The sequence below is a fragment of the Streptomyces sp. PU-14G genome, from assembly GCF_041028275.1.
Classification (GTDB): Bacteria; Actinomycetota; Actinomycetes; order Streptomycetales; family Streptomycetaceae; genus Streptomyces.
Window position 1 is genome coordinate 1 of sequence record NZ_JASKYT010000038.1, and the last position, 22,788, is coordinate 22,788.

The 22,788-nt window shown below is 70.7% G+C and carries 19 protein-coding genes; 10 read left to right on the top strand and 9 right to left on the bottom strand.

The genetic code is table 11. The features are described from left to right. Positions 1-1,781, bottom strand: a 1,781-nt coding sequence (locus AB8Z75_RS07195) for a glycoside hydrolase family 3 protein (RefSeq protein WP_369200544.1), incomplete at its 3' end; no start/stop codon positions are given. Positions 1,782-2,201: 420 nt separating this feature from the next. On the opposite strand from AB8Z75_RS07195, the gene AB8Z75_RS07200 reads away from it, so the two are divergent. From AB8Z75_RS07200 to AB8Z75_RS07210, 3 genes are all read left to right on the top strand, one after another. Further along, positions 2,202-2,879, top strand: a complete 678-nt coding sequence (locus AB8Z75_RS07200) for a TetR/AcrR family transcriptional regulator (protein WP_369200545.1) — start codon at positions 2,202-2,204, stop codon at positions 2,877-2,879. Between the two features lie 315 nt (positions 2,880-3,194). Next, positions 3,195-4,751 (top strand): MFS transporter, encoded by a 1,557-nt coding sequence (locus tag AB8Z75_RS07205; protein ID WP_369200546.1) that lies wholly within the window; start codon positions 3,195-3,197, stop codon positions 4,749-4,751. A gap of 525 nt (positions 4,752-5,276) precedes the next feature. Continuing rightward, positions 5,277-6,293: an RNA polymerase sigma factor RpoD/SigA gene (locus AB8Z75_RS07210; RefSeq protein WP_369200547.1), complete on the top strand. Its 1,017-nt coding sequence runs from the start codon at positions 5,277-5,279 to the stop codon at positions 6,291-6,293. Between the two features lie 340 nt (positions 6,294-6,633). Here the strand turns inward: AB8Z75_RS07210 and AB8Z75_RS07215 are convergent, their stop codons facing one another. Next, the gene (locus AB8Z75_RS07215; RefSeq protein ID WP_369200548.1) at positions 6,634-7,758 is read right to left on the bottom strand and encodes a P1 family peptidase; all 1,125 of its coding nucleotides are present in this window, start codon (positions 7,756-7,758) and stop codon (positions 6,634-6,636) included. Positions 7,759-7,805: 47 nt separating this feature from the next. On the opposite strand from AB8Z75_RS07215, the gene AB8Z75_RS07220 reads away from it, so the two are divergent. Continuing rightward, positions 7,806-8,003, top strand: a complete 198-nt coding sequence (locus AB8Z75_RS07220; RefSeq protein ID WP_369200549.1) for a hypothetical protein — start codon at positions 7,806-7,808, stop codon at positions 8,001-8,003. A gap of 175 nt (positions 8,004-8,178) precedes the next feature. Here the strand turns inward: AB8Z75_RS07220 and mscL are convergent, their stop codons facing one another. From mscL to AB8Z75_RS07250, 6 genes are all read right to left on the bottom strand, one after another. Continuing rightward, positions 8,179-8,784 carry a large conductance mechanosensitive channel protein MscL gene (gene mscL, locus AB8Z75_RS07225; protein WP_369200550.1) on the bottom strand — a complete coding sequence of 202 codons (606 nt, stop codon included), beginning with the start codon at positions 8,782-8,784 and terminating at the stop codon, positions 8,179-8,181. A gap of 174 nt (positions 8,785-8,958) precedes the next feature. Beyond that, positions 8,959-9,384 carry a hypothetical protein gene (locus AB8Z75_RS07230; protein WP_369200551.1) on the bottom strand — a complete coding sequence of 142 codons (426 nt, stop codon included), beginning with the start codon at positions 9,382-9,384 and terminating at the stop codon, positions 8,959-8,961. A gap of 626 nt (positions 9,385-10,010) precedes the next feature. After that, positions 10,011-10,847, bottom strand: coding sequence for an S-methyl-5'-thioadenosine phosphorylase (locus tag AB8Z75_RS07235; protein ID WP_369200552.1), 837 nt, complete (start codon positions 10,845-10,847; stop codon positions 10,011-10,013). A gap of 127 nt (positions 10,848-10,974) precedes the next feature. Then, positions 10,975-11,364, bottom strand: coding sequence for an FmdB family zinc ribbon protein (locus AB8Z75_RS07240; protein WP_369200553.1), 390 nt, complete (start codon positions 11,362-11,364; stop codon positions 10,975-10,977). Positions 11,365-11,431: 67 nt separating this feature from the next. Then, positions 11,432-12,694 carry an MFS transporter gene (locus AB8Z75_RS07245; protein ID WP_369200573.1) on the bottom strand — a complete coding sequence of 421 codons (1,263 nt, stop codon included), beginning with the start codon at positions 12,692-12,694 and terminating at the stop codon, positions 11,432-11,434. A 393-nt stretch (positions 12,695-13,087) separates the two neighbouring features. Next, positions 13,088-14,599, bottom strand: coding sequence for a potassium/proton antiporter (locus AB8Z75_RS07250; protein WP_369200574.1), 1,512 nt, complete (start codon positions 14,597-14,599; stop codon positions 13,088-13,090). A gap of 321 nt (positions 14,600-14,920) precedes the next feature. Between AB8Z75_RS07250 and AB8Z75_RS07255 the strand changes: the two genes are divergently transcribed. Next, positions 14,921-17,749 carry a penicillin acylase family protein gene (locus tag AB8Z75_RS07255; protein WP_369200554.1) on the top strand — a complete coding sequence of 943 codons (2,829 nt, stop codon included), beginning with the start codon at positions 14,921-14,923 and terminating at the stop codon, positions 17,747-17,749. A gap of 190 nt (positions 17,750-17,939) precedes the next feature. Here the strand turns inward: AB8Z75_RS07255 and AB8Z75_RS07260 are convergent, their stop codons facing one another. Then, a complete protein-coding gene (locus AB8Z75_RS07260; protein ID WP_369200555.1) occupies positions 17,940-18,548 on the bottom strand; it encodes a 5-formyltetrahydrofolate cyclo-ligase in 609 nt (202 codons plus the stop codon). A gap of 101 nt (positions 18,549-18,649) precedes the next feature. On the opposite strand from AB8Z75_RS07260, the gene galU reads away from it, so the two are divergent. From galU to AB8Z75_RS07285, 5 genes are all read left to right on the top strand, one after another. Beyond that, complete coding sequence (gene galU / locus AB8Z75_RS07265; protein WP_369200556.1) at positions 18,650-19,552, top strand: UTP--glucose-1-phosphate uridylyltransferase GalU; 903 nt, start codon at positions 18,650-18,652, stop codon at positions 19,550-19,552. 3 nt (positions 19,553-19,555) lie between these two features. Next, on the top strand, positions 19,556-20,896 hold the full coding sequence (gene glp / locus AB8Z75_RS07270; RefSeq protein WP_369200557.1) for a gephyrin-like molybdotransferase Glp: 1,341 nt from the start codon (positions 19,556-19,558) through the stop codon (positions 20,894-20,896). Between the two features lie 66 nt (positions 20,897-20,962). Further along, positions 20,963-21,472, top strand: coding sequence for a cyclic pyranopterin monophosphate synthase MoaC (gene moaC / locus AB8Z75_RS07275; RefSeq protein ID WP_369200558.1), 510 nt, complete (start codon positions 20,963-20,965; stop codon positions 21,470-21,472). Then, entirely contained in the window at positions 21,469-22,134 is a 666-nt protein-coding gene (locus AB8Z75_RS07280; RefSeq protein ID WP_369200559.1) for a molybdenum cofactor biosynthesis protein B, read from the top strand. Before moaC ends, AB8Z75_RS07280 begins: the two co-directional genes overlap by 4 nt. Continuing rightward, the gene (locus AB8Z75_RS07285) at positions 22,131-22,760 is read left to right on the top strand and encodes a GNAT family N-acetyltransferase (protein ID WP_369200575.1); all 630 of its coding nucleotides are present in this window, start codon (positions 22,131-22,133) and stop codon (positions 22,758-22,760) included. Before AB8Z75_RS07280 ends, AB8Z75_RS07285 begins: the two co-directional genes overlap by 4 nt. The last annotated feature ends 28 nt before the right edge of the window (positions 22,761-22,788 follow it).

A 22,788-nucleotide genomic window follows, 5' to 3' on the forward strand; every position in this document is an offset into this window, starting at 1 on the left:
GTCTCGCCGTAGAGCACGCGGGCCAGGGCCGTCATGGAGGGGGCGGTGTAGGAGTAGGTCGCCAGGTAGGCGGGGACGTCGGGGAAGCGGCGGATGTCGTAGGGGAGGCGCACGCCCACGACGATGACGCGGCTGCCCGTGGCGACGAGGGACTCGATCAGCTGCGCCTGGGCGGCCCCGCCCTCCTTGCCGGCTGCTGCCGCGTTGGCGAGTACGACGGTGACATCGTGGGTGCGGGCGGCGTCTGTGGCCTGGGTGATCGTTGCGGCATTCGGTGCGGTCCCGGTCTCCAGGGTGGTTGTCCGCTGACCGCGCCGGGTGCCGATCGCGCGGGCGAGGTCGGCGAGGGGAGCGGTGCCCCAGCCGGTGACCAGGACCGTGCTGGAAGAGCCGGGGAGGGGGAGGGCGCCGCTCTCGTTGCGGAGCAGGGTGATCGACCGTTCGGAGATCTCGCGGGCCCGCGCCCGGTGCCCTCTGCTGCCGACCGTCCGGGCGGCACGTCGTTCGCTCACGTACGGCAGTGGGAACAGCCGGCGGCGCAACTTGTGCTCCAGGACGCGCCGCACGGACGCGTTCAGCCGCTCCTCGCTGACCGTGCCCGACCGTACGGCGGCGAGCACGGCGCCGAAGGCGGTGTCGAGCTGAGGGGCGAGGACCAGTTGGTCGCAGCCGGCCTGGAGGGCGCGCACGGGGGCGACGTCGGGGGGGAAGTCGGCGGTGGCGCCGCCCATGTCGAGTGCGTCCGTGGCGATGAGCCCCTCGAATCCCAGTTCCTCGCGCAGGAGCCCGGTCACGATCGGCTGCGACATGGTCGCCGGAACCCTGGAGGGGTCGAGTGAGGGGACGACGATGTGGGCCGTCATGATCGTGTCGACGCCCTGCCTGATGGCGGCCCGGAACGGCGGCAGGTCGATGCGGTTCAGTTCTTCCCGGGTGTGCGTGATCTCCGGAAGCCCCGTGTGGCTGTCGACATCGGTGTCCCCGTGGCCGGGGAAGTGCTTGGCGGCGCTGGCGACGCCGCCGTGGTGGTATCCGCGAACGGCCGTGGAGACGAACTCGACGCACAGATCCGTGTCCGAGCCGAACGAGCGCACGCCGATGACGGGGTTCTCCGGGTTGATGTTGACGTCCGCGACCGGTGCGTAGTTCTGGTTGATGCCGACGGCGGCGAGTTCGTCGGCGATGATGTCGGCGCTGTCGTAGGCGTCCCGCGTGGCCCGGGTCGCGGCCAGCGCCATGTTGCCGGGGAGCTGGGTGGCGGGCTCCAGCATCCGGTAGACGACGCTGCCTCCCTCCTGGTCGATGGAGACCAGGAGCGGTACGCGGGCTCCGCCCCGTACGGCGGCGCGCTGCAGCCCGTTGGACAGCCGTGCGATCTGGCGGGGCTCACGGACGTTGTCGGGTCCGCGGCGCGCGTCGAAGTAGATGACGCCGCCGGGGCGGTACTTCTCGACCACCTCTGCCGGGGTCGAGACCCCGTAGAGCTCGCGGTTCCTGGCGTGCTCGGTCTCCGCCGTCTGCCCGTAGATCTCGACGACGAACAGTTGCCCGATCTTCTCTTCGAGGCTCATCCGGCGCAGCAGGGCCGCCGCCCGGGCGCGGATGGCGGACGAGGAACCGTGCGGCGAGGTGCCCCCGGCGCCCGAACGGCTGGTGGGGCCCGCGGCCGACGAGGCAGTCGCGGACGCTGCCGACGCCGAGGGTGCCGTGGCACCGACTGCTGCCGCGGCGCCCGCCGCGGCAGCGATGACGCGTCTGCGGGAGGTGGGCTGCTGCTGCATCGGAACGCTCCTCACGTGTGCGGGACGGCTGCACGGGGTGCAGGGGCACTGGTGGGATGTGCATGGGGTGCGTGTGGGGGACGCCGCTGGGCGCGGCAGCACATCGTCGCAGCGTGGAGGCCATCTGGACCAGACGCCGCGCGGAACTTCATGGGTCCAGTCCAGTGGCGTCCGGCGTTTCGGAGGGGGCTGTGCCGCTCCCGGCTGCGCCTCGGCGCCGTTGCGACGCGGGTGGGTGACACGCGTCACAGGGGTCAGGGAAATAACCGGGGAACGCGTCCCCGTTTACATGACCGTCTCCGGCAAACGGGGGCTCGGTCCCCGTATCGAGGCGGCCACATCGCCCTCTGGTGTCACCACGGCATCAGCGGGATCGCGTTCGACGGCACCGGCCGTCCCGGAAGGAGCGAGGAGCCAGGAATGGGCAGCACCTCCACCACCACGAAGCGCGCCGGCGCCGAGGGCGGAGTCGGCTGCGCCGTGCACAAGGGGCGCGCTGATGCCGCACGCAACCGGGAGCGCATCCTGGCGGCTGCCCGCGAGGCGTTCGTCATCCACGGTGCGGGCGCCTCCCTGGATGAAATCGCTCGCACAGCCGGGGTCGGAAATGCGACCCTCTACCGGCACTTCCCCGACCGGGACGCCCTCGTGCACGGTGTGATGCACGCCGTGACCGAGCGGATCGCGAACCGCGCACAGCAGGCGCTGACTGAGGAGGAGAACTCCTTCGAAGCCTTGCGCAGCTTCGTGTTCGCCGCAGTGGAGGAGCGCATCGGCGCGCTCTGTCCGATGCTCTCCGGCCGCTTCGATCCCACCGAGCCGCAGTGCCTCGCAGCCCGCAAGCGGGTGGAAAAACTGTCGGAGGAACTGATCCGGCGCGCCCAACGGGCGGGAGAGGTGCGGACCGACATCGGCGTCGGCGACGTCATGGTCGCGCTCAGCCAGCTCACCCGACCCCTTCCGGGGGTGGGCTGCGGGCGTCTCGAACGCTTCGTCGAACGCCATGTGCAGCTCTACATCGACGGGCTGCGCGCCCCCGCCAAGTCCGAACTGCCGGGCCACGCCGCGACGCTGGAGGAACTGCGAGAAGACCACTGATCCGCCAGGGCGACGACTGATCCGAGCAACACCGCTTACTTCCGCTTCCCTTCCGAGTCAGTACTCCGACTTCCGACCGCCCAGACCGTCCAGACCTCCAGATCCGACACCCGGTCTCACCGCCGTCCCCGTGGGCGCGCGGGCCCGTCACCTCGCAGGCGACCGACGGCATACGGGAAGGCTCCGCCTCGCGGCAGCGCATTTCCCCCATGCCCGTCATGACGACTGACTAGCTGCTCGGATCCCTGTCCTGTTCGCCCGTTCACACGTCAACGACCGTTTTTTCGTACTCAGTGCCAAGAGATGGATACATCCATGCCAAAATCAGCCGCCCCGGCCGCCGTGCAGACCGGCCTGGACCCCCGGAGATGGAAGGCCCTGGCCTTCATCGCCATCGCGCAGCTCATGGTCGTCCTCGACGCGACGATCGTGAACATCGCGCTTCCCTCGGCCCAGTCCGACCTGGGCATATCCGACGCCAACCGGCAATGGGTCATCACCGCCTACGCCCTGGCCTTCGGCGGACTGCTGCTTTTCGGCGGCCGCATCGCCGACATGTGGGGCCGTAAGCGCGCCTTCGTGACCGGACTCGTCGGGTTCGCGGCGGCCTCCGCCCTGGGAGGAGCAGCCACCGGCGAGGTGATGATGCTGGCGGCCCGGGCCCTCCAGGGGGCGTTCGGGGCGCTGCTCGCTCCGGCCGCGCTCTCCCTGCTTGCGGTGATGTTCACCGACGGCAAGGAGCGCGCCAAGGCGTTCGGCATCTACGGCGCGATCGCGGGAGGGGGCGGCGCCATCGGGCTGATCCTCGGTGGTGTCCTCACCGAGTATCTGGACTGGCGCTGGACCTTCTACGTCAACGTTCCGTTCGCGGTCATCGCCGCGCTCGGCGCCCTCAGCGTCATCCGGGAACCGGCCGAGACCCGCAACCGCTCCGCCCTCGACATCCCCGGCGTCATCCTCTCCACGCTCGGACTGGTCTCGCTCGTGTACGGGTTCACCCGGGCGGAGACGGACGGCTGGAGTGACGGTGGCACCATCGGCATCTTCGTCGCCTCCGCCGCCCTGCTGGTCGCCTTCGCGCTGGTCGAGTCCAAGGTCCGCGCACCTCTGCTGCCGCTGCGCGTGGTCACCGACAGGAACCGGGGCGGGGTGTACCTGTCGCTGGGGCTGGCGACCATCGCGATGTTCGGGCTGTTCCTGTTCCTGACCTACTACCTTCAGGTGGTCAAGGACTACTCGCCCGTTCGTACCGGCGTGGCCTTCCTCCCGATGGTGGCCGGCATGATCACCGGTTCGACCCAGATCGGGGCGCGGCTGATGACCCGCGTTCCGTCCCGCCTCCTGATGATGCCCGGCTTCCTGGTCGCGGCGCTCGGCATGCTTCTGCTGACCCAGCTCGAAGTGGACAGTTCCTACCCCGCGCTGATCCTGCCCGCCGAGATACTGCTCGGCCTCGGACTCGGCACGGCGTTCATGCCCGCCATGTCCCTGGCCACGCACGGTGTCCAGTCGAGCGACGCGGGTGTCGCCTCCGCGATGGTCAACACCTCGCAGCAGGTGGGAGGCGCGATCGGTACGGCCCTGCTGAACACCATCGCCGCCAGCGCCACCACCTCCTTCGTCACCTCGCACATCGCCGAGGCGACCAGCAAGCCGGCGCAGCAGATGCTGAAGCTGGAAGCCATGGTGCACGGTTACACCTCGGCGATCTGGTGGGCCGTGGGCATCCTGCTCGTGTCGGCCGCGATCGTCGCGGTCTTCGTGAACGCCCGAGGTCAGGGCGGTTCGACTGCTGCCAGCCAGTCCGAGGGTGAGGCCGCGGGTGACAGTTCCGGCGGTGAGCCCGAACCGGTGCTGGTCGCGATGCACTGACCGGCAGGCCACGACAGGCTGAGCCCCCTGGAGGCCCCTGCACCCGAACGGGTGCAGGGGCCTCTCCTTGGGTGCGTGCCCCCTCCGAGGCGCGGCGCGGGAGGTGCGTTCTCCCGGCTCGGACGCCGCCCATGGGGCGCGAAGGGGCCGGACGCCGTCCAAGGGGCGCGAGAGACCGTCCGGGCAGTCACGCAACCAGTACGAGGTCACGCAACCAAGAACGGACGACAACCGTCTAGACAGGTGACGGGCGGGCGATGGTGACGCCCGCGCAGCAGCCCCGCGCGACAACGGAAGAACTGCCTGAGGAGTCCCGCACCCCCTCCGACCAGGCGTGAATGCGTACCGTGATCGCTAGGATCGGGTGAGTAGCGGTACAGGGTACTGCATGATCCGAAAAATGTTGCGCGAGTTGGGAATTTAGTCCGGTTTCCAGCCGTTGAGATCTACGCAAGGCGGGCACTCGGGGAGTGTCCGAGCCAGCCACCAGGCCAAAGTTTCAAGTCCACTCGCAAGGGAGCACGCATGGCAACCCGTGCCGTCGCCCGTCGTCAGGAGAACACCAAGGGTGTCTCCGACACGGCAAGCAGTGTTCGCGCCGCCGGCAGCGAAGTCGCGGACCGTGACCTGGTCGGCATGTATCTCGACGAGATCGCCCGGACTCCACTGCTGGACGCTGAGAAGGAAGTCGAGCTGTCTCTCGCCATCGAGGCGGGTGTCTACGCGAAGCGCATCCTGGACGGGCTCGAGACGCCCGTCGCCGACGACTCGGCCAGCGCGACCGCGAACCGTGAGGAACTGGAAGCGGTCGTCGCCGAGGGGGAGCGGGCCAAGGATGTCTTCATCCGCTCCAACCTCCGCCTTGTGGTCGCCGTGGCCAGGCGCTATCCACGTAGCGGCCTGCCCCTGCTGGACCTGATCCAGGAGGGCAACGCCGGACTCGTGCGCGCTGTGGAGAAGTTCGACTACACCAAGGGATTCAAGTTCTCCACCTACGCCACGTGGTGGATCCGCCAGGCCATCACCCGCTCCATCGCCGACCAGTCCCGCACGATCCGGCTGCCCGTCCACCTGGTCGAGGAGCTGGGCCGCATACGCCGTGTACAGCGCGAGTTCAACCGTGAACACGGTCGGGACCCGGAGCCTTCCGAGGTCGCGGCGGAGCTGAACTCCACGGCGGAGCGCGTCACCGACGTCCTCGACTGGGCCCGCGACCCGGTCAGCCTGAACATGTCGGTGGATGACGAGGGCGAGACCCAGTTCGGTGACCTGCTGGAGGACACGTCGGCCGACTCTCCCGAGCAGTCCGTGCTCACGGTGCTGCGCCGGGAAGAGCTCGACGACCTCATCAGCAGGCTCGATGAGCGCACCGCCTCGATCATCAAGGCCCGCTACGGCATGGTCGATGGGCGCGAGCGCACGCTCACCGAGGTCGGCAAGCAGCACGGTCTCACCCGCGAGCGCATTCGCCAGATCGAGAAGCACGCGCTGCTCGAACTGAAGAAGATGGCTCACGACACGGGCTTCGACGAGGCGGCGTAACGGCTCCCCGAGTCCGCCACCGTCGTTGCCCCCTTCGACGAGCCCCGGTGCCTCCCCCGAGCGCCGGGGCTCTCAACTGCCCCGCGGAAACGCCTGCGTCGCTTCGACTCCTTCCGCTCTGCGGCTTGGGCCCCCTCCGCCTCGCCAGTTTTCCCGCGCCGTCGTGAGGCAGCCGACCCGCTCTCCTCGCCGGGTGTCTCAGCTCGCGACCCCTTGTGCGCCATGTGAAGCCCCCGCATCCACCACCGTGCTCCGGGCGTCGACGCCGCCCCGGCCAGTCGCCCCCGTACGGCTGCCGCCGCACGCTGCGCCACCACGCCCACGGCATGCGTCAGTTCGGTCAGGCGCGCTCCGAGCGCCCTCCCACGGTGCGCGCGCCGTAGAGATCGCCGTACGCGGGAAAGACGCCTCCCGGCCCGTCGACACCACTCGCGGCCCGCACCGCCTTGGCCACGGAGCGGTTCACCACCTCGGCTCCCGCGGTCAGCACCTCGTTGAACTCGCCCTGCCCCAGCTCCCGCGAGCATGTCGCCAGGCCGAAGGCCGTGTCGCCGTCGTGCATCAGGTGTACCGGGCGCACTGCCCGCGCCAGGCCGTCGTGAGCGCTGCCCGCCAACCGCTGTGCCTGTGGCCGGGTGAGTGCCGCGTCGGTACCGACCACCATCAGCGTCGTGTTCAGGGCGGGCCGGAGATCCCCCGCCGACCGTCGGACGGTCTCCTCCTGTGCTGCCGCGCGCCGCCTCTCCGCTTCGGCGTGCTCGGCCGCGGAGGGCAGGTGGGGCAGGCTGCCGGGCAGCTCTCCCCACAGTGCCCCTGTTGCCGGATCCGTCGCCGACCCGGCCGCGTTGAGGACGACCAGGGCGCCGACCACGACCCCCGAGGGCAGCAGCGCACTCGCCGTGCCGACCCCGCCCTTGAGACCGCCGACCACAGCTCCGCTCCCCGCGCCGACACAGCCCTGCGGGACAGCGGCTCCCGCCTCCGTCCCGGCGGCTGCTTCCACCGCCTGCCTGCCGAGCGTCGCGTCCGGCCGGGCGCTCCACCGGCCTCCCCGGCCGAGGTCGAAGATCACAGCAGCCGGCACCACGGGTACCACCTGCGAGGGGCGGGTGCCGACGGGCACGCCGCGTCCTTGCTCCTCCAGCCAGCTCATCACGCCCGAGGCGGCGTCCAGGCCGAACGCGCTGCCGCCGCTCAGGACGACCGCGTGGACGCGTTCCACCAGATTCCGTGGATCCAGAGCGTCCGTTTCGCGCGTCCCCGGGGCCCCGCCCCGGGAGTCCACTCCCGCGACGGCCCCCTCCGGTGCCGGAAGCACCACGGTCGTGCCGGTCAGCCAGCCCTCGGTGGTCCGTTGCGCGTGACCCACGCGCAGCTCCCGCACGTCGGTCAGTGCGTCCCGTGCGCCGGCTGCGGGTGAGATCGTCCCGGGGCTGCCCGGGCCCGGTGAGTCCTGAGGTTCCATCCGGCATCCATACCAGGAAGGGTGGGCGGTCGCCGTACGCTTGAGCCATGAGCTCCGACCCGCAGCCCTCCGCACGACCGACGCCGCGTGACGCGGCGCCGTCGCTGGTCTTCGACGATCCGCTGAGCCGGCCGTCCGGTGACGACACCGACCGGGGGTGGGGCGAGGGCACCGCCGGCGGTGCCCAGGGAAGCGACACCGACCTTGCCCGGTTCCTCGACGAGAAGCCGCCCCACCACCTCTGAGCCGGGACGCACAGCCGGAACCGCCGGGACTTTGGCCCCCGTGGCCCGCCTGACCCGCGCTGGGACAGCGACCCGGACCGTGCCAGGGGCCGACGCCGCCACTGCGTCAGCAGGGCGAAGCTCCGGCTCAGCGGCCGGCGATCCCGCGCCAAGAGCGCCTTGCGGCGCTCCAGCACTACTTCCGCGTACTGACGCCACCGTCGCGCTGCGAGCCCACCGAGGCGTCCGGCCCAGCGGCGGAGGACGCCTGCGAGCCGCTCGCGTCCGTTGCCGAGGCGCCGTCCGGATCCGGGCCGCCCGCGGTGCCGTCCAGGGCGCTCGTGCCGGACCGCTGGGCGACCAGCTCGTCGCGGATCTCCGTGAGCAGCTCGACCTCCGTCTTCGGCACCTCCACCGGGCCCGCCTTCGCCAGCTGCCGTTCCTTGTACTTGTTCATCGGCAGGATCATGAGGAAGTAGACGACGGCTGCGGTGATCACGAAGGTCAGCGTGGCGCTGAGCACGGGGCCCCAGTTGATCGGGACGCCCCGGATCACCTCGCCCGTCGGGCTGATCTCGCACGGCCCCTTCAGGCACGACCGGTACTTGTCCAGGTCCTTGGTGCCGATCGCTCCGACCAGCGGATTGATGAACCCCTTGACGACAGAGTCGACGATCTTGCTGAAGGCTGCTCCCACGACGACGGCAACGGCCAGTTCGACCACGTTGCCGCGCATCAGGAATTCCCTGAAGCCTGCGAGTAGGCCCTTCTTCTCGGGGGCGGGTGCGGGTGCGTTGCTCAACGAACTGCCTCTTCCAGAACCACGTGACGATGCTGACTGCGAGCGGGAGACCCAGGGCACACGGACCCCAGGGGAGCGCCTGCGGACGGGACCGGCCACTCGCCTGCCCCCGAAGAGGGTGGCTCATGCACGCACTGCCCCGGCCCACGGGCGCGGAGGCGGGCGGTGAGAAGCTCAGCACAACGTCACCGCCATCCGCGACTCGGCCGCGGCGCCGGCCAGTGCAGCCGCGGTGCGCCGTGGCACGACGACCACGATCAGTGCGCCCTCGGCCCCCTCGCCGGAGACAGTGTCGCCGGACTTCGGCACGTGGGCCACTCGGGCGCCGGTGGCCACGATGCGGGCGGCGTCTCCCTTCGAGCCGCTCGCCAGCACATCCACCCGGTCCCCGGGGCTCAGCAGACGGACCGTCGCCGGGTCGGCGATGCGGACCGGCGCGGAGACGGGCGCCGCGCCTGCGCCTCGCCCCGTGACGGAACTCTCAGCGCCGGGACGCCGCGCGCCGCCCAGGCGATCCGCCTCGTCGACTCCGTCGACTCCGTCGGTCCCGTCGGCCGGTGCGGAACCGCCGGCGAGGGCGGCCAGCCCGGCCGCAGACACGGCCAGCGCCGCCGAGAAGACTCTGCGCCGGCCGAGCGCACCCCGAGACGGCCGACGGCCACGCCCGGCGCGCACCGGGGGGAAGTCGGGCACCGGCGTCCGCAGCCGCGTACGCGGAGGGCAACGTTGCGAGAACGGATTCCGGGATCGGGACACGACGCTCACCACCAGCCTTCACGGGGAGACCGCGTGGGCGCGGCCCTCGTCGACCACGGTGAACCCGGCCGTCGGATTCTGCTGACCAGCCCCGGAATCTGTGGATTACCTGCCGGTTGTGGACAACTCCCTCACCCACACGAGCAGGGCGCCGGCGGTCCGGCGGCCTGACGCGAGGACGCGGCCCGGAGCGGGGCCGCGGCCCGGGGCGAGGCTGCGGGTCCGGAGCGGGGTTGTGGCCCGGGGCGGGTTGCGGCCGGAGCGGGGTCTGCGGTCCGGGCCGCGGCCCGGAGCGCGGCCCCGGGCCGCCGGGGCCCGGAGCGCGGCCCCGGGCCGCCGGTGGGGCCGAGACACCCGCGCCTGGCTGTATCGCCCCCGCACCTGCGGCACGAGCGCGTGGTCTGACGTGGCCCGTCCCGGCGTGACGCCGGGGAAGGCGCGCACCGGCCGACGGGGAACCGGGCGGGTCCTCAGGGCAGGGTGAACCCCGGTTCCTGGCCACCGAGCGCCGTGCCGCACTCACACTTGCGGTCGCTGCCGGTGGGCAGCTCGCGGACGGCCTCGAAGAGAACCTGCCGGAGGCGGCCGATGTTCTCACCGAAGACCCGCAGTACTTCCTCGTGCGAGACGCCCTGGCCTGCCTCCGCTCCCGCGTCGAGATCCGTGACGAGAGCCAGCGAGGAGTAGCAGACCTCCAGTTCGCGGGCGAGCACGGCTTCGGGGTGCCCCGTCATGCCCACGACGGACCAGCCCTGTGCGGCGTGCCAGCGTGACTCGGCACGGGTGGAGAAGCGCGGCCCCTCGATGACGCACATGGTGCCGCCGTCGACCGCTTGCCAGCCCTGGTCACGGGCCGCGCGCAGCGAGGCCTGGCGCCCCGCCTCGCAGTACGGGTCGGCGAAGGTGATGTGCAGGACGTTGGGGACGCCGCCGTCGGGCAGGGCCTCTCCGTCGAAGAACGACTGCTGCCGCGTCTTGGTGCGGTCCACCAGTTGGTCGGGGATGACGAGCGTGCCGGGCCCGTATTCCGGCTGCAGACCGCCGACCGCGCAGGGGGCGATGATCTGCCGCACTCCTACGGAGCGCAGCGCCCACATGTTGGCGCGGTAGTTGATGCGGTTGGGGGGCAGATGGTGACCGCGGCCGTGCCGGGGGAGGAATGCCACCTTGCGGCCGCCGGTCTCCCCCAGGAAGAGGGAGTCGCTCGGCGGCCCGTAAGGCGTCTCGACGGTGACCTCGGTCACGTCGTCGAGGAAGGAGTAGAACCCGGAACCGCCGATGACGCCGATCTCTGCCTGTTCGCTCATGCGGTCACCCTAAGGGGGCGCACCGTTGGCGGGTCAGGGAAGAGCACGGGCCTGTGACGCCTGTGCCCAGGCCCGTGGACACTCCGCTGGTGGAACGAAGCGGGCGCCGGCGTCCCGGCGAGCCGCTTCAGCTCGCCGAGGTGCCCGCCTTCGCGGAGCTCTTGCTGCCACTGCTCTTGCTGTCGCTCTTGCCGGAGGACTTCGACTCCGACGAAGAGGAGCCGGAGGACGACGAGGAGCTGGAGGACGAGGAGTCCGAGGAGCTCTTGGAGTCGCCGTCACTCTTGCCCGACGAGTCGGAGGAGGAGCCGGAAGAGGCCGAGCTGCTGCTCGACGAGGAGCTGCGGCTGTCGTTGCGGTAGAAGCCGGAACCCTTGAAGACGATGCCGACGGCCGAGAACACCTTCTTGAGGCGTCCCTCGCAGCTGGGGCACACGGTCAGCGAGTCGTCCGTGAACTTCTGCACCACCTCGAGGCCCTCGCGGCACTCGGTGCACTGGTACTGGTACGTCGGCACGTTCTTCCTCCTGGCACTCTCACTCGTTGAGTGCTAACAACGCTCCATAGTGCAGCATTCCCGCGCGTCAGTCCACTGGGACCGTCGTTCGGTGACCGAGCCCACGCGCCGCCACCAGGCTGCCGTGCGGCGGATGCAGCGCCCCGCGGAAGGCGAGCAGGACCAGCAGCGCGAGGCCCGTGCCGGCCAGCGGTGCGAAGAAGCCCGCACCGGCGCCCGAGTGGTCGGCCAGCTGACCGGCCACCGTGGACCCCGCCGCCTGCCCCAGCGCCACCGCGCCCGTCAGCCAGGTGAAGGCCTCGGTACGGGCTCCCGCCGGCACCAGCGTCTCGATCAGTGTGAAGCACGTGATCATGCAGGGGGCCACGCACAGTCCGGTCAGGGTCCCGAGGGCGCCCAGCAGCACGGCCCACGGGCCCAGCTGCGCCGCGGCGGCGACCAGCGCGGCGGCCAGCACCAGGGCCGGGTAGGCGGCCAGCAGCCGGGTCTGCGGCCCTCGCTTCCACCGGATCGCGCCCACAGCGACGGCTGCCAGCATGTTGCCCGCGGCGAAGGCTCCGTACATGACGCCGTTGAGGCCGGGCCGCCCGATCGACTCCGTGAACGCGGTGAGTGAGACCTGCATACCGCCGAAGACCATGCCGATGCCGAGGACCGCCGCGACGAGTACCCGCGCCCCGGGCACGGCCAGCGCGGAGGTGGCGCCGCCGGCCGCCCCCTGGGCGTGCGCTTCCTTGCCGCTCGCGCCGCCGGCACGGGCCGAGGCGGGCTGGGTGCGGCGCTGTGCGGCGAAGACCAGCCCGCCCACGAGCGAGACAGCGGCCTCCGCGACGAGCCCGGCAGCCGGATGTACTCCGGTGCACAGTGCGGTCGCCAGTACGGGCCCCACGACGAAGGTGAACTCGTCCGTCACCGACTCGAAGGCGGCGGCCGTTGTCATCAGGGGTGTGCCCTGCAGACGCGCCGCCCACCGGGCGCGCACCATGGGGCTGATCTGCGGCGCTGTCGCGCCCGCGGGCACCGCCGCGACGAACAGCGCCCACAGGGGGGCGTCCAGCACGGCGACCGCGATCAGGGCGGCGATGGTGAGGGCGTGCAGGAACACCTGCGGGAAGAGGACGGCGCCCTGTCCGAACCGGTCGGCCAGTCTGCCGCTCTGCGGCGCGATGACGGCCATGGCGATGCCGGCCGTCGCCGAGACGGCACCTGCGAGCCCGAAGGAGCCTGTGGTGTGCTCGACCAGCAGGACGATGCTGATGGTGAGCATCGCGTAGGGCTGGCGGGCCAGGAACCCGGGCAGCAGGAAGGACCAGGCCCCCTCCGTGCGCAGGAGGTGCCCGTATCCGGGACGCTCGGCGGAGCCCTTGGAGCGCTGCCTGTCGTGCCGCCTGCGACGTGCCTGGTTCGCCTCGCGCGTCCTTGCGTGGTCGGTGCTGGTGGCCGGGGATTCCACGGCCGGGCCTTTCTGCCGCCTGGTAGCGCGTTCAGGGTGACGCGCCGAGAGCTGTCCTCTCGCGCAGGACCGGGGTAGATACCCGGTCCGGTGCGGGGTGGGCGATCCGGACCGTGGCCGCCGAGCGGTCGCGCCAGCTCTGCTTCAGGCAGAGTCGGGGTAAAAACTGTCCTGTCCGGTATGAGGATAACGGCCGAGGTCAGTTCTTGGTAAAACGTGGCTCCGCAAGGCTCCTTCCCGGAGCCCGTACGGGCCCGGCGGGTGAGGGCGTCACTTCCGCAGCGCCGTGCTCCCCCCGGGGCCGCCCAGCCACCCGGCGAGCTTGCCGCCGCGACTGACCGAGAGCAGGCGCCGTTCGGCCGCGTCGCGCACCTGGTCGGTGGCGACGACCAGCAACTCGTCGCCGTGCCGCAACACGGTGGAGGGAAGCGGTACGAAGCTGGTGCCGTCGCGCACCACCAGGGTGACGGCTGCGCCCGAAGGGAGCCTCAGTTCGGTGACCTCGACCCCGTGCATCCGGGAGGAGGGCGGGATGGACACCGACAGCAGGTGCCCACGCAACCGTTCCAGGGGCGCGGATTCGATGTCGACGTCGTCCGCCTCGTCCCTCTCGTTGAGGCGGAGTTTTCTGGCCAGCCAGGGCAGCGTGGGCCCCTGGAGGACGGTGAAGACGACGACCAGGACGAAGACGATGTTGAAGATCCGCTGGCTGTCCTCGACATCCGCGACCATGGGGATGGTCGCGAGCACGATGGGGACCGCGCCCCGCAGGCCCGCCCAGGAGAGCAGCGCCTTGTCCTGCCACGGCAGCTTGAATCCCTTGAGGCAGAGGAAGACCGACAGCGGGCGGGCGCCCAGGGTGAGCGCCAGGCCGATGAGTACCGCCGGCCAGAAGTCCTTCCACAGGTCGTGCGGAGTGACCAGGAGACCGAGCAGGACGAAGAGTCCGATCTGTGCCATCCAGGCCACCCCGTCGGCGAAACCGCGTACTGCCGGACGGTGCGGGAGCTTCCCGTTGCCCAGGATGAGCGCGGCGACATAGACGGCCAGGAAGCCGGAACCGTGCGCCATGGAGCCTCCGGCGTAGGCGAGCACGCACAGCGCCATCACGGCGATCGGGTAGACGCCGGATGCCGGGAGTGCCACGTGGCGCATCCCCAACTCGCCCAGCTTGCCCACCACCAGGCCCGCCACGAGGCCGATGGCGAGTTCCAGAGCGATCTCTCCGAGCAGGAAGTACCAGGGGTGGTGCTCGGTTCCGAGTGCGGAGAAGGTGACCACCAGCAGCACGACAGGCGCGTCGTTGAAGCCGGACTCGGCCTCCAGGATTCCGGTGAGGCGCTTGGGCAGGGGCACTCTGCGCAGGACGGAGAAGACGGCGGCGGCGTCCGTGGAGGAGACCACAGCGCCCATCAGGAGCGCGGCCTGCCATGCGAGGCCGACCAGATAGTGCGCGGCAAGGGCCGTGACGGCGACGCTGACCGCCACACCGAACGTGGACAGTACGGCCGCGGCGGGTACGGCGGGTCGGATGTCGCGCCACTTCGTACTGAGTCCGCCCTCGGCGAGGATCACCACGAGGGCGGCGTATCCGAGGACTTGCGTCAGCTCGGCGTCGGAGAACCCGAAACCGATGCCGTCCTGCCCTATGGCGACACCTATCCCGAGGTAGACGAGCAGGCTGGGCAGCCCGCTGCCTGAGGAGAGGCGGACCGCCGCGACGGCGACGAGCAGAACGAGGGCGCTGAAGAGCAGTAGCTGGTTGAGGCTGTCGACGGTCAGGGCACGGTCCTCTCTTCCGGGGCTTGCTCCTTGAGGGCGCGAGCGGGTGCGAGTGCGGTTTCTGACGTCCTCCTGACGCTTTCCTGACGAGTTCTTAACGCACTGCCCATGGGGGTGGGTGGCTCCCGGACGAGTGTCCGGAAGTCTCTAGTTCGTTTGGGTAGCTAACAATTTACCATCGCTTGAACAAGCCGTCGGCGGAATCCGTAGTTGGTGACTCGCTGTCCGGGCGCGCCGAGGGGCGGCCTATGGTTGCTCCGTACGGACCGAGCCCGTCCGGTCCCCTCAGTCAAGGTTCACCCTGCCCCTCGAAGGACAGCGATGCCCGCCAAGAAGACCTCGCGACGCGCCCGCCTCATCGTGATCGTCGTCGTGCTGCTGCTCGTGGCAGGCATCGGCGGTGGCACGTACTGGGGCGTCAGCACGGTGCGCGACTCCTTCCCGCAGACGACCGGCACTCTCAAACTCAAGGCTCTCGAGGCGCCGGTGAGTGTGAAGCGGGACGGTAGCGGCATTCCGCAGATCTATGCGGACAATTCCGAGGATCTCTTCCTCGCCCAGGGGTACGTGCAGGCCCAGGACCGCTTCTGGGAGATGGACGTGCGCCGCCACATGACCTCCGGGCGGCTCTCGGAGATGTTCGGCGCGGAGCAGGTGGAGACCGACGCGTTCTTGCGCACCCTCGGCTGGCGCAGGGTGGCCGAGAAGGAGTACAAGCAACTGCCCGAGAGGACCAAGGACTTCCTCAAGGCCTACTCCGCGGGTGTCAACGCCTATCTCGAGGACCACGAGGGTTCCGCGCTGTCCGTCGAGTACGCGGCCCTCGACCTGGGAGGCAAGGACTACAAGCCCGCGCCCTGGGACCCCGTCGACTCGGTCGCCTGGCTCAAGGCCATGGCATGGGACCTGCGCGGCAACATGTCCGACGAGGTCGACCGTGCGTTGATGACCAGCCGCCTGGACAAGGACGAGATCGAGCAGCTGTACCCGGAGTACCCGTACGACCGGAACAAGCCCATCGTCGATCATGGGGCGGTCGACCCGGTCTCCAAGGAGTTCGACCCGAAGGCCGAGCCGGAAGGGGACGGCGGTCAGGGCGCGGCGAACGGCGCCGGCGCCGATGCCGGTCAGCCCGGCACAGGCGGCTCTCAGGGCCCCTCTGAGGGCACAGGAGAGGGTGGAGCGACCGCTGGGGGGTCCGGCGCCGTGAACGGTGCCCAGTCGGCCGGTGAAGCCACTCAGGGCGCCAGCACCCAGTTGGGCGCCGTGGCGAAGAAGCTGGACGGGATCCCCGGGCTGCTGGGACCGAACGGCAGCGGCATCGGCTCCAACTCCTGGGTGGTCTCCGGGAAGTACACGACCACCGGCAAGCCGCTGCTCGCCAACGACCCGCACCTCGCGCCGCAGCTCCCGTCGGTCTGGTACCAGATGGGCCTGCACTGCCGTTCGGTGGACAAGTCCTGCCCCTTCGACGTCTCGGGCTTCACCTTCTCCGGCATGCCCGGCGTCGTCATCGGCCACAACCAGGACATCTCCTGGGGAATGACCAACCTGGGCGCCGATGTGACCGATCTCTACCTGGAGAAGGTCAGCGACGGGCACTACCTCTACGACGGCAAGGAAGTGCCGTACCGCACCCGCGAGGAGACCATCAAGGTCGCCGGGGGCAAGGACCGCACCATCACCGTCAGGGAGACCAACAACGGGCCGGTCATCTCCGACCGCGACAAGGAGCTGCGCAAGGTCGGCGACAAGTCGCCCGTCGGCAACGCGGCGCCCGACCGGGGGGACGGCTACGCCGTCTCTCTCAGGTGGACGGCTCTGGAGCCGTCGAAAACCATGGACGCGGTATTCCAGCTGAACAGAGCCTCGAACTTCTCGGAGTTCCGCAAGGCGGCACGCGACTTCGCCGTCCCCTCGCAGAACCTCATCTACGCCGACACCAAGGGCAACATCGGCTACCAGGCGCCCGGACGGATCCCCGTACGCGGAAAGGGCGACGGCCGCTACCCGGCCCCCGGCTGGGACCCCCGCTACCGCTGGAAGGGCTACATCCCCCAGCGCGCCCTGCCGTGGGAGTACAACCCGGAGCGCGGTTACGTCGTGACGGCCAACCAGGCCGTCGTGGACCACGAGAAGTACCCCTACCTGCTGACGGACGACTGGGGCTACGGGGCGCGCAGCCAGCGGATCAACGACCTCATCCAGTCGAAGATCAAGGACGGCGGGAAGATCTCCCTCAAGGACATGGAAAGCATGCAGATGGACAACAGCAGCGAGATCGCCAAGCTGCTGGTGCCCTACCTGCTGAAGATCGACGTCAAGGACCCGTACGTACGGGAAGCACAGAAGCTGCTGGAGGGCTGGGACTACACCCAGGACTCCGACTCGGCGCCGGCCGCCTACTTCAACGCGGTCTGGCGCAACCTGCTCAAGCTCGCCTTCGGGGACAAGCTCCCCAAGGAGTTGCGGGTCAAGGGCGACTGCCTCTACGTCGCACCGTCCGACGACTCGGGGCCCGTCGACGACCTCAGCGGTGAGGAACGCCTGGTGCGCGAGTGCGGCCAGCGCTCTGCCGACACCGCGCAGCCCGACGGCGGTGACCGCTGGTTCGAGGTGGTCCGCAAGCTGCTCAAGCAGCCCGACAGCGACTGGTGGAAGACGCGCGGCAGTGTGCGGCGTGAGGGCGACAAGAACCGGGACGACCTGCTGGGCCACGCCATGAAGGACGCCCGCTGGGAGCTCACCTCCAAGCTCGGCAAGGACATCGACACCTGGAGCTGGGGCAGGCTGCACCGGCTGATGCTCAAGAACCAGACCCTCGGGACCGAGGGCCCCGGCGTCGTGCAGTGGCTCCTCAACCGAGGCCCCTGGGACCTGAGCGGCGGCGAGGCGGCCGTCAACGCGACCGGCTGGAACGCGGCCGGCGGGTACGACGTGACCTGGGTGCCGTCGATGCGGATGGTCGTCGACCTCAGCGACCTGGACAACTCCCGGTGGATCAACCTGACGGGAGCCTCCGGGCACGCCTACAACGCGCACTACACCGATCAGACCGACAAGTGGGCCAGGGGGGAGTTCCTCAAGTGGCCCTACAGCGAGAAGGCGGTCGCCAAGGCCACCGAGGACCAGATGGCCCTCACGCCCTGAGGCCCGGGGCGCCGCCCCCGTGCCGGCCCCGGCCGGTGTGCGAGTCCGCCGCCTGTACGGCCCCGATCCGGCCTCCGCGGCCGGGGCCGGTCCGGGGCGCAAGGGACGGCCGTCGCGGCCCTCAGCCACGGGAGCGTCCGTGCGCCCCGGCCGGCGTCTCGCACCGCAGCCGCACCGCAGCCGCGCGCCGCTACGCGTCGCCCAGGCGGTGCACTCCGGACGGTGTCACGGCCGTGGGCACAGGGCGGTCGTGTGCCTCGCCGTCGATGTGGTCGACGACTTCACCGTCGTACAGAAGCACCGCGCAGGCCGGGTGCGCGCCGGAGGCCGCCAGTCGGGCGAGCACCCGGTCGTAGCACCCTGCGCCCCGGCCGAGCCGCAGCCCGCGCCGGTCGACGGCCAGGCCGGGAAGCAGCACCGCGTCGACCCGGGTGACCGCCTCGGGGCCGAGCCGCGGCCCGGTGGGCTCGCGCAGTCCTCGTCCCACAGGGACCAGCGTGTCGGGCCCCTCGTAGGGGGCCCAGTCCAGATCGTTGTCGGCCTGCAGGACCGGCAGCAGCACCCGTACGCCGCGTTCGTCCAGCGCTCGGAGCAGGGGGCCCGTCCCCGGCTCCGTTCCCACGGAGACGTACGCGGCGACTGTGCGGGCCGTGGCGAGCTCGTCGAGGGCCAGGACACGCCGCGCCAGCTCGCCGGCGGCCGCCTGGCGGTCATCCGGCGGCAACGTCTTCCTCACCGCGAGGACAGTGCGGCGCAACTCGCGCTTCCTACTGTTGCCGACGGTCTTCGTCTCGCCCATGACACGCCTCACCCCTCCCGGGTTCGCAAAATGCAACAAACCATACGGAAACCATGCGGACCCTTATCTTCCGGATTAATTCAGCGGTTATGGTGCGGGACATGACTTCTCCCCGCACGCGGATCACCAAGGCGGTCATCCCCGCCGCCGGCCTGGGCACCCGCTTCCTCCCCGCCACGAAGGCCACGCCCAAGGAGATGCTCCCGGTCGTCGACAAGCCCGCGATCCAGTATGTGGTCGAGGAGGCCGTGGCAGCAGGGCTGTCCGACGTCCTCATGGTCACCGGCCGCAACAAGCGGCCCCTCGAGGACCACTTCGACCGCAACTACGAATTGGAACAGGTGCTGCGCGACAAGGGCGACGACGGAAAGCTCGCCCGGGTGCAGGAGTCCAGCGACCTGGCCACCATGCACTACGTCCGCCAGGGTGATCCCCGGGGGCTGGGCCACGCCGTCCTGTGCGCCGCGCCGCACGTGGGCAACCAGCCCTTCGCCGTCCTGCTGGGCGACGACCTGATCGACCCGCGCGACCCCCTGCTCTCCCGCATGCTGCAGGTCCAGGAGGAGCACGGCGGCAGCGTGATCGCCCTGCTGGAGGTCGACCCGGCCAGCATCCACCTCTACGGCGCCGCCGCGGCGAGCCCCACCTCTGACGGTGACGTCGTCCGCGTCTCCGACCTCGTGGAAAAACCCTCCGCCGAGCAGGCACCCAGCAACCTGGCCATCATCGGCCGCTATGTGCTCGACCCGGCGGTCTTCGACGTCCTCAGCAAGACACAGCCCGGCAGGGGCGGCGAGATCCAGCTCACCGACGCCCTGCAGGCACTGTCCGCCGACGAGTCCCTGGGCGGCCCCGTGCACGGCGTAGTCTTCAGCGGACGCCGCTACGACACCGGGGACCGGGGAGACTATTTGCGAGCCATTGTCCGACTCGCATGCGAACGTGAGGACCTGGGCCCGGAGTTCCGGGAGTGGCTGCGCGGTTACGTCACCGAGGAGATGTAAGCCTTGAGCAAGACCTGGTCCGTCGACGAGCACCTGGAGGACATCCTCCGCAGCATCCGTCCACTGGAGCCCATTGAGCTGAACCTGCTGGACGCGCAGGGGTGCGTCCTGGTCGAGGACGTGCTCGTCCCGGCGGCCCTCCCGCCGTTCGACAACAGCTCCATGGACGGCTATGCCGTACGGATCGCCGACGTCGAGGGGGCCAGCGAGGAGTTCCCCGCGGTGCTCAGCGTCATCGGTGACATCGCGGCCGGCAGCGCCGGGCTGCCCACGGTGTCCTCGGGGCAGGCGGCCCGCATCATGACCGGCGCACCGCTGCCGCCCGGAGCCGAGGCCGTCGTCCCGGTCGAGTGGACCGACGGCGGCACGGGCAGCGGCCCGGCGGACGCCATGCGGGCGCACAGCAGCGCCCCGCAGGACGCCTCCGGACAGGTACGCGTGCACCGCCCGGTCGTCCCGCGCCAGCACGTGAGGGCCAAGGGCAGCGACGTTCGGCCCGGCACGGTCGCGCTCCGTGCGGGCACCGTGCTGGGGCCCGCGCAGGTCGGCCTCCTCGCGGCCATCGGGCGCGGTGCGGTGACCGTCCGCCCCCGCCCCCGCGTGGTGGTGCTCTCCACCGGCAGCGAACTCGTGCCGCCGGGGGAGCCCTTGGGGCCCGGCCAGATCCACGACGCCAACAGCTTCGTACTGACGGCCGCGGCTCGCGCGGCGGGAGCCATCTCCTACCGGGTGGGTGCGGTGGCCGACGACGCGGAGACGCTCCGCTCGACCATCGAGGACCAGCTCATCCGAGCCGACCTCCTCGTGACCAGTGGCGGGGTCAGCGTCGGTGCCTACGACGTCGTCAAGGAAGCACTCTCCCGTGTGGAGGCCTTCGGCGCGGACGAGGACGGCGAACCGGCGGACGGCGCCTCGGACGCGGTGGAGTTCCGCAGGCTCGCGATGCAGCCCGGAAAACCGCAGGGCTTCGGCCTCATCGGTCCCGACCGCACGCCCATCCTCACGCTTCCGGGCAACCCGGTGAGCGCGTACGTCTCCTTCGAACTGTTCGTCCGTCCCGCGGTGCGCGCACTGATGGGTCAGGAGCCCATCCGGCGCCGTACCGTGAGCGCCCGTCTGGCCGGGGAGTCGGAACTGACCTCGCCGGAGGGCAAGCGACAGTTCCTGCGCGGCGCCTACACCCCGCCCGCAGAGGACGAGGAAATGGGCAGCGTCAGCCCCGTCGGCGGTTCGGGGTCCCACCTGATCGCCGCTCTCGCGCAGGCCGACGCCCTCATCGACATCCCGGAGAAGACCAGCCGGATCGCACCGGGACGCGAGGTCACCGTCGTTCCCCTCGACTGACGCGCCGGGCACCGCTCTTGCCGCTGCCGGTACCGTGTCTGGGCACAGCACAGGACCGGGAGAACCATGACCAGCCCCCAGCAGCACCTCACCCACCTCGACACCTCCGGGGCCGCCCGGATGGTCGACGTGTCGGAGAAGGACGTCACCGCGAGGACGGCCCGCGCCACCGGACGGGTGCTGGTCTCATCGCGGGTGGTCGCACTGCTGCGCGGCGAGGGCGTGCCCAAGGGCGACGCTTTGGCGACCGCCCGGATCGCCGGGATCATGGGCGCGAAGAAGACGCCCGAACTCATCCCGCTGTGCCACCCCCTCGCGGTCTCCGGGGTGAAGGTCGAGCTGGCAGTCGCCGACGACGCCGTGGAGATCACCGCCCGGGTGAGGACCACCGACCGCACCGGCGTGGAAATGGAAGCGCTCACGGCGGTTACGGTCGCCGGTCTGACGGTCATCGACATGGTGAAGGCCGTCGACAAGGGGGCGACGATCACGGACGTCAGGGTGGAGGAGAAGAGCGGCGGCAAGTCCGGCGACTGGACGCGCTCGCCGCTCACCGGGGAGGAGGGCGACGCATGAGTGCTGCCGGACACGGCGGCGCCGGACACGGATCAGGCGAGGCGGGGCACGCAGCCGCGGGTCCCGGAGAGCACGTCACCGCGAACGGGCACCGGGACGCGGGAAAGCCACCCCACCGGGCTCTCGCCGTGACGGCGTCCAACCGCGCGGCTGCCCGGGTGTACGCGGACAAGGGCGGCCCGCTGCTTGTCGAGGGGCTGGCGGCCATGGGGTTCGCCGCGGACGGGCCGACCGTGGTGCCGGACGGTGAACCCGTGGGACAGGCGCTGAGGGAGGCCGTGCGGGCCGGGTACGCGGTGGTCCTCACCACGGGCGGCACCGGCATCAACCCGAACGACCGCACCCCTGAGGTGACCCGTTCGCTGCTGGACTACGAAATCCCCGGCATCGCCGAGGCCATCCGCGCGGAGGGCCGAGCGAAGGTCCCCACAGCGGCCCTGTCGCGCGGCGTGGCCGGTGTCGCGGGCAGCACCCTCATCGTCAACCTCCCGGGGTCGACAGGGGGCGTGAAGGACGGGCTCACCGTCCTCGCGGACCTGCTGCCGCACGCCGTCGACCAGCTCCACGGCGGCGACCACCCCCAGCACGTCCGCACCGCATCGTCCACTGAGCCGGGTGCGTCCGAACAGCCCGGCGACCCCAGAGGGGACGACCACCGCTGAACGCGCCGTGGCCGGCTGAGCTGGCGGACGGTCCCACGGCCCTCCGTCCGATAAAGGTGCGCGATCAGCGTGCCTGGCGGGAGGTGAACCAGCGCAACCGCGACTGGTTGCGCCCGTGGGAGGCGACGATTCCCCCGCCGCCCCCCGGCCACCTGCCGCCGCGACGTCCCACCTACCGGCAGATGGTGCGCCACCTGCGCGCCGAGGCGCAGGCGGGACGGATGCTGCCCTTCGTCGTGCAGTACGAGGGCAGGCTGGTCGGCCAGCTCACCGTGGCGGGCATCACCTGGGGATCGATGTGTTCGGGCCATATCGGCTACTGGATCGACCGTGGCGTCGCCGGGCGGGGTGTCATGCCGACGGCGGTGGCTCTCGCGGTGGACCACTGTTTCCGCTCCGTGGGGCTGCACCGTATCGAGGTGTGCATCCGCCCCGAGAACGCGCCCAGCAGACGGGTCGTGGAGAAACTGGGCTTCCGTGAGGAAGGTGTACGGCCGCGTTATCTGCACATCGACGGCGCCTGGCGGGATCACCTGGTGTTCGCGCTGACGGCCGAGGAGGTGCCCGAGGGACTGCTGAACCGGTGGCGCAGGTCGCGGCCCGGCCGCTCCTCGGAAATGAAATAGGCGTTCGAATTGTGGCGCGAAAAGCCGC

Coding starts and splice junctions, on each gene's coding strand:
- AB8Z75_RS07200 (WP_369200545.1), top strand. CDS start 2,202: ATGGGCAGCACCTCCACCACCACGAAGCGCGCCGGCGCCGAGGGCGGA.
- AB8Z75_RS07205 (WP_369200546.1), top strand. CDS start 3,195: ATGCCAAAATCAGCCGCCCCGGCCGCCGTGCAGACCGGCCTGGACCCC.
- AB8Z75_RS07210 (WP_369200547.1), top strand. CDS start 5,277: ATGGCAACCCGTGCCGTCGCCCGTCGTCAGGAGAACACCAAGGGTGTC.
- AB8Z75_RS07215 (WP_369200548.1), bottom strand. CDS start 7,758: ATGGAACCTCAGGACTCACCGGGCCCGGGCAGCCCCGGGACGATCTCA.
- AB8Z75_RS07220 (WP_369200549.1), top strand. CDS start 7,806: ATGAGCTCCGACCCGCAGCCCTCCGCACGACCGACGCCGCGTGACGCG.
- AB8Z75_RS07235 (WP_369200552.1), bottom strand. CDS start 10,847: ATGAGCGAACAGGCAGAGATCGGCGTCATCGGCGGTTCCGGGTTCTAC.
- AB8Z75_RS07255 (WP_369200554.1), top strand. CDS start 14,921: ATGCCCGCCAAGAAGACCTCGCGACGCGCCCGCCTCATCGTGATCGTC.
- AB8Z75_RS07260 (WP_369200555.1), bottom strand. CDS start 18,548: ATGGGCGAGACGAAGACCGTCGGCAACAGTAGGAAGCGCGAGTTGCGC.
- galU (WP_369200556.1), top strand. CDS start 18,650: ATGACTTCTCCCCGCACGCGGATCACCAAGGCGGTCATCCCCGCCGCC.
- moaC (WP_369200558.1), top strand. CDS start 20,963: ATGACCAGCCCCCAGCAGCACCTCACCCACCTCGACACCTCCGGGGCC.
- AB8Z75_RS07280 (WP_369200559.1), top strand. CDS start 21,469: ATGAGTGCTGCCGGACACGGCGGCGCCGGACACGGATCAGGCGAGGCG.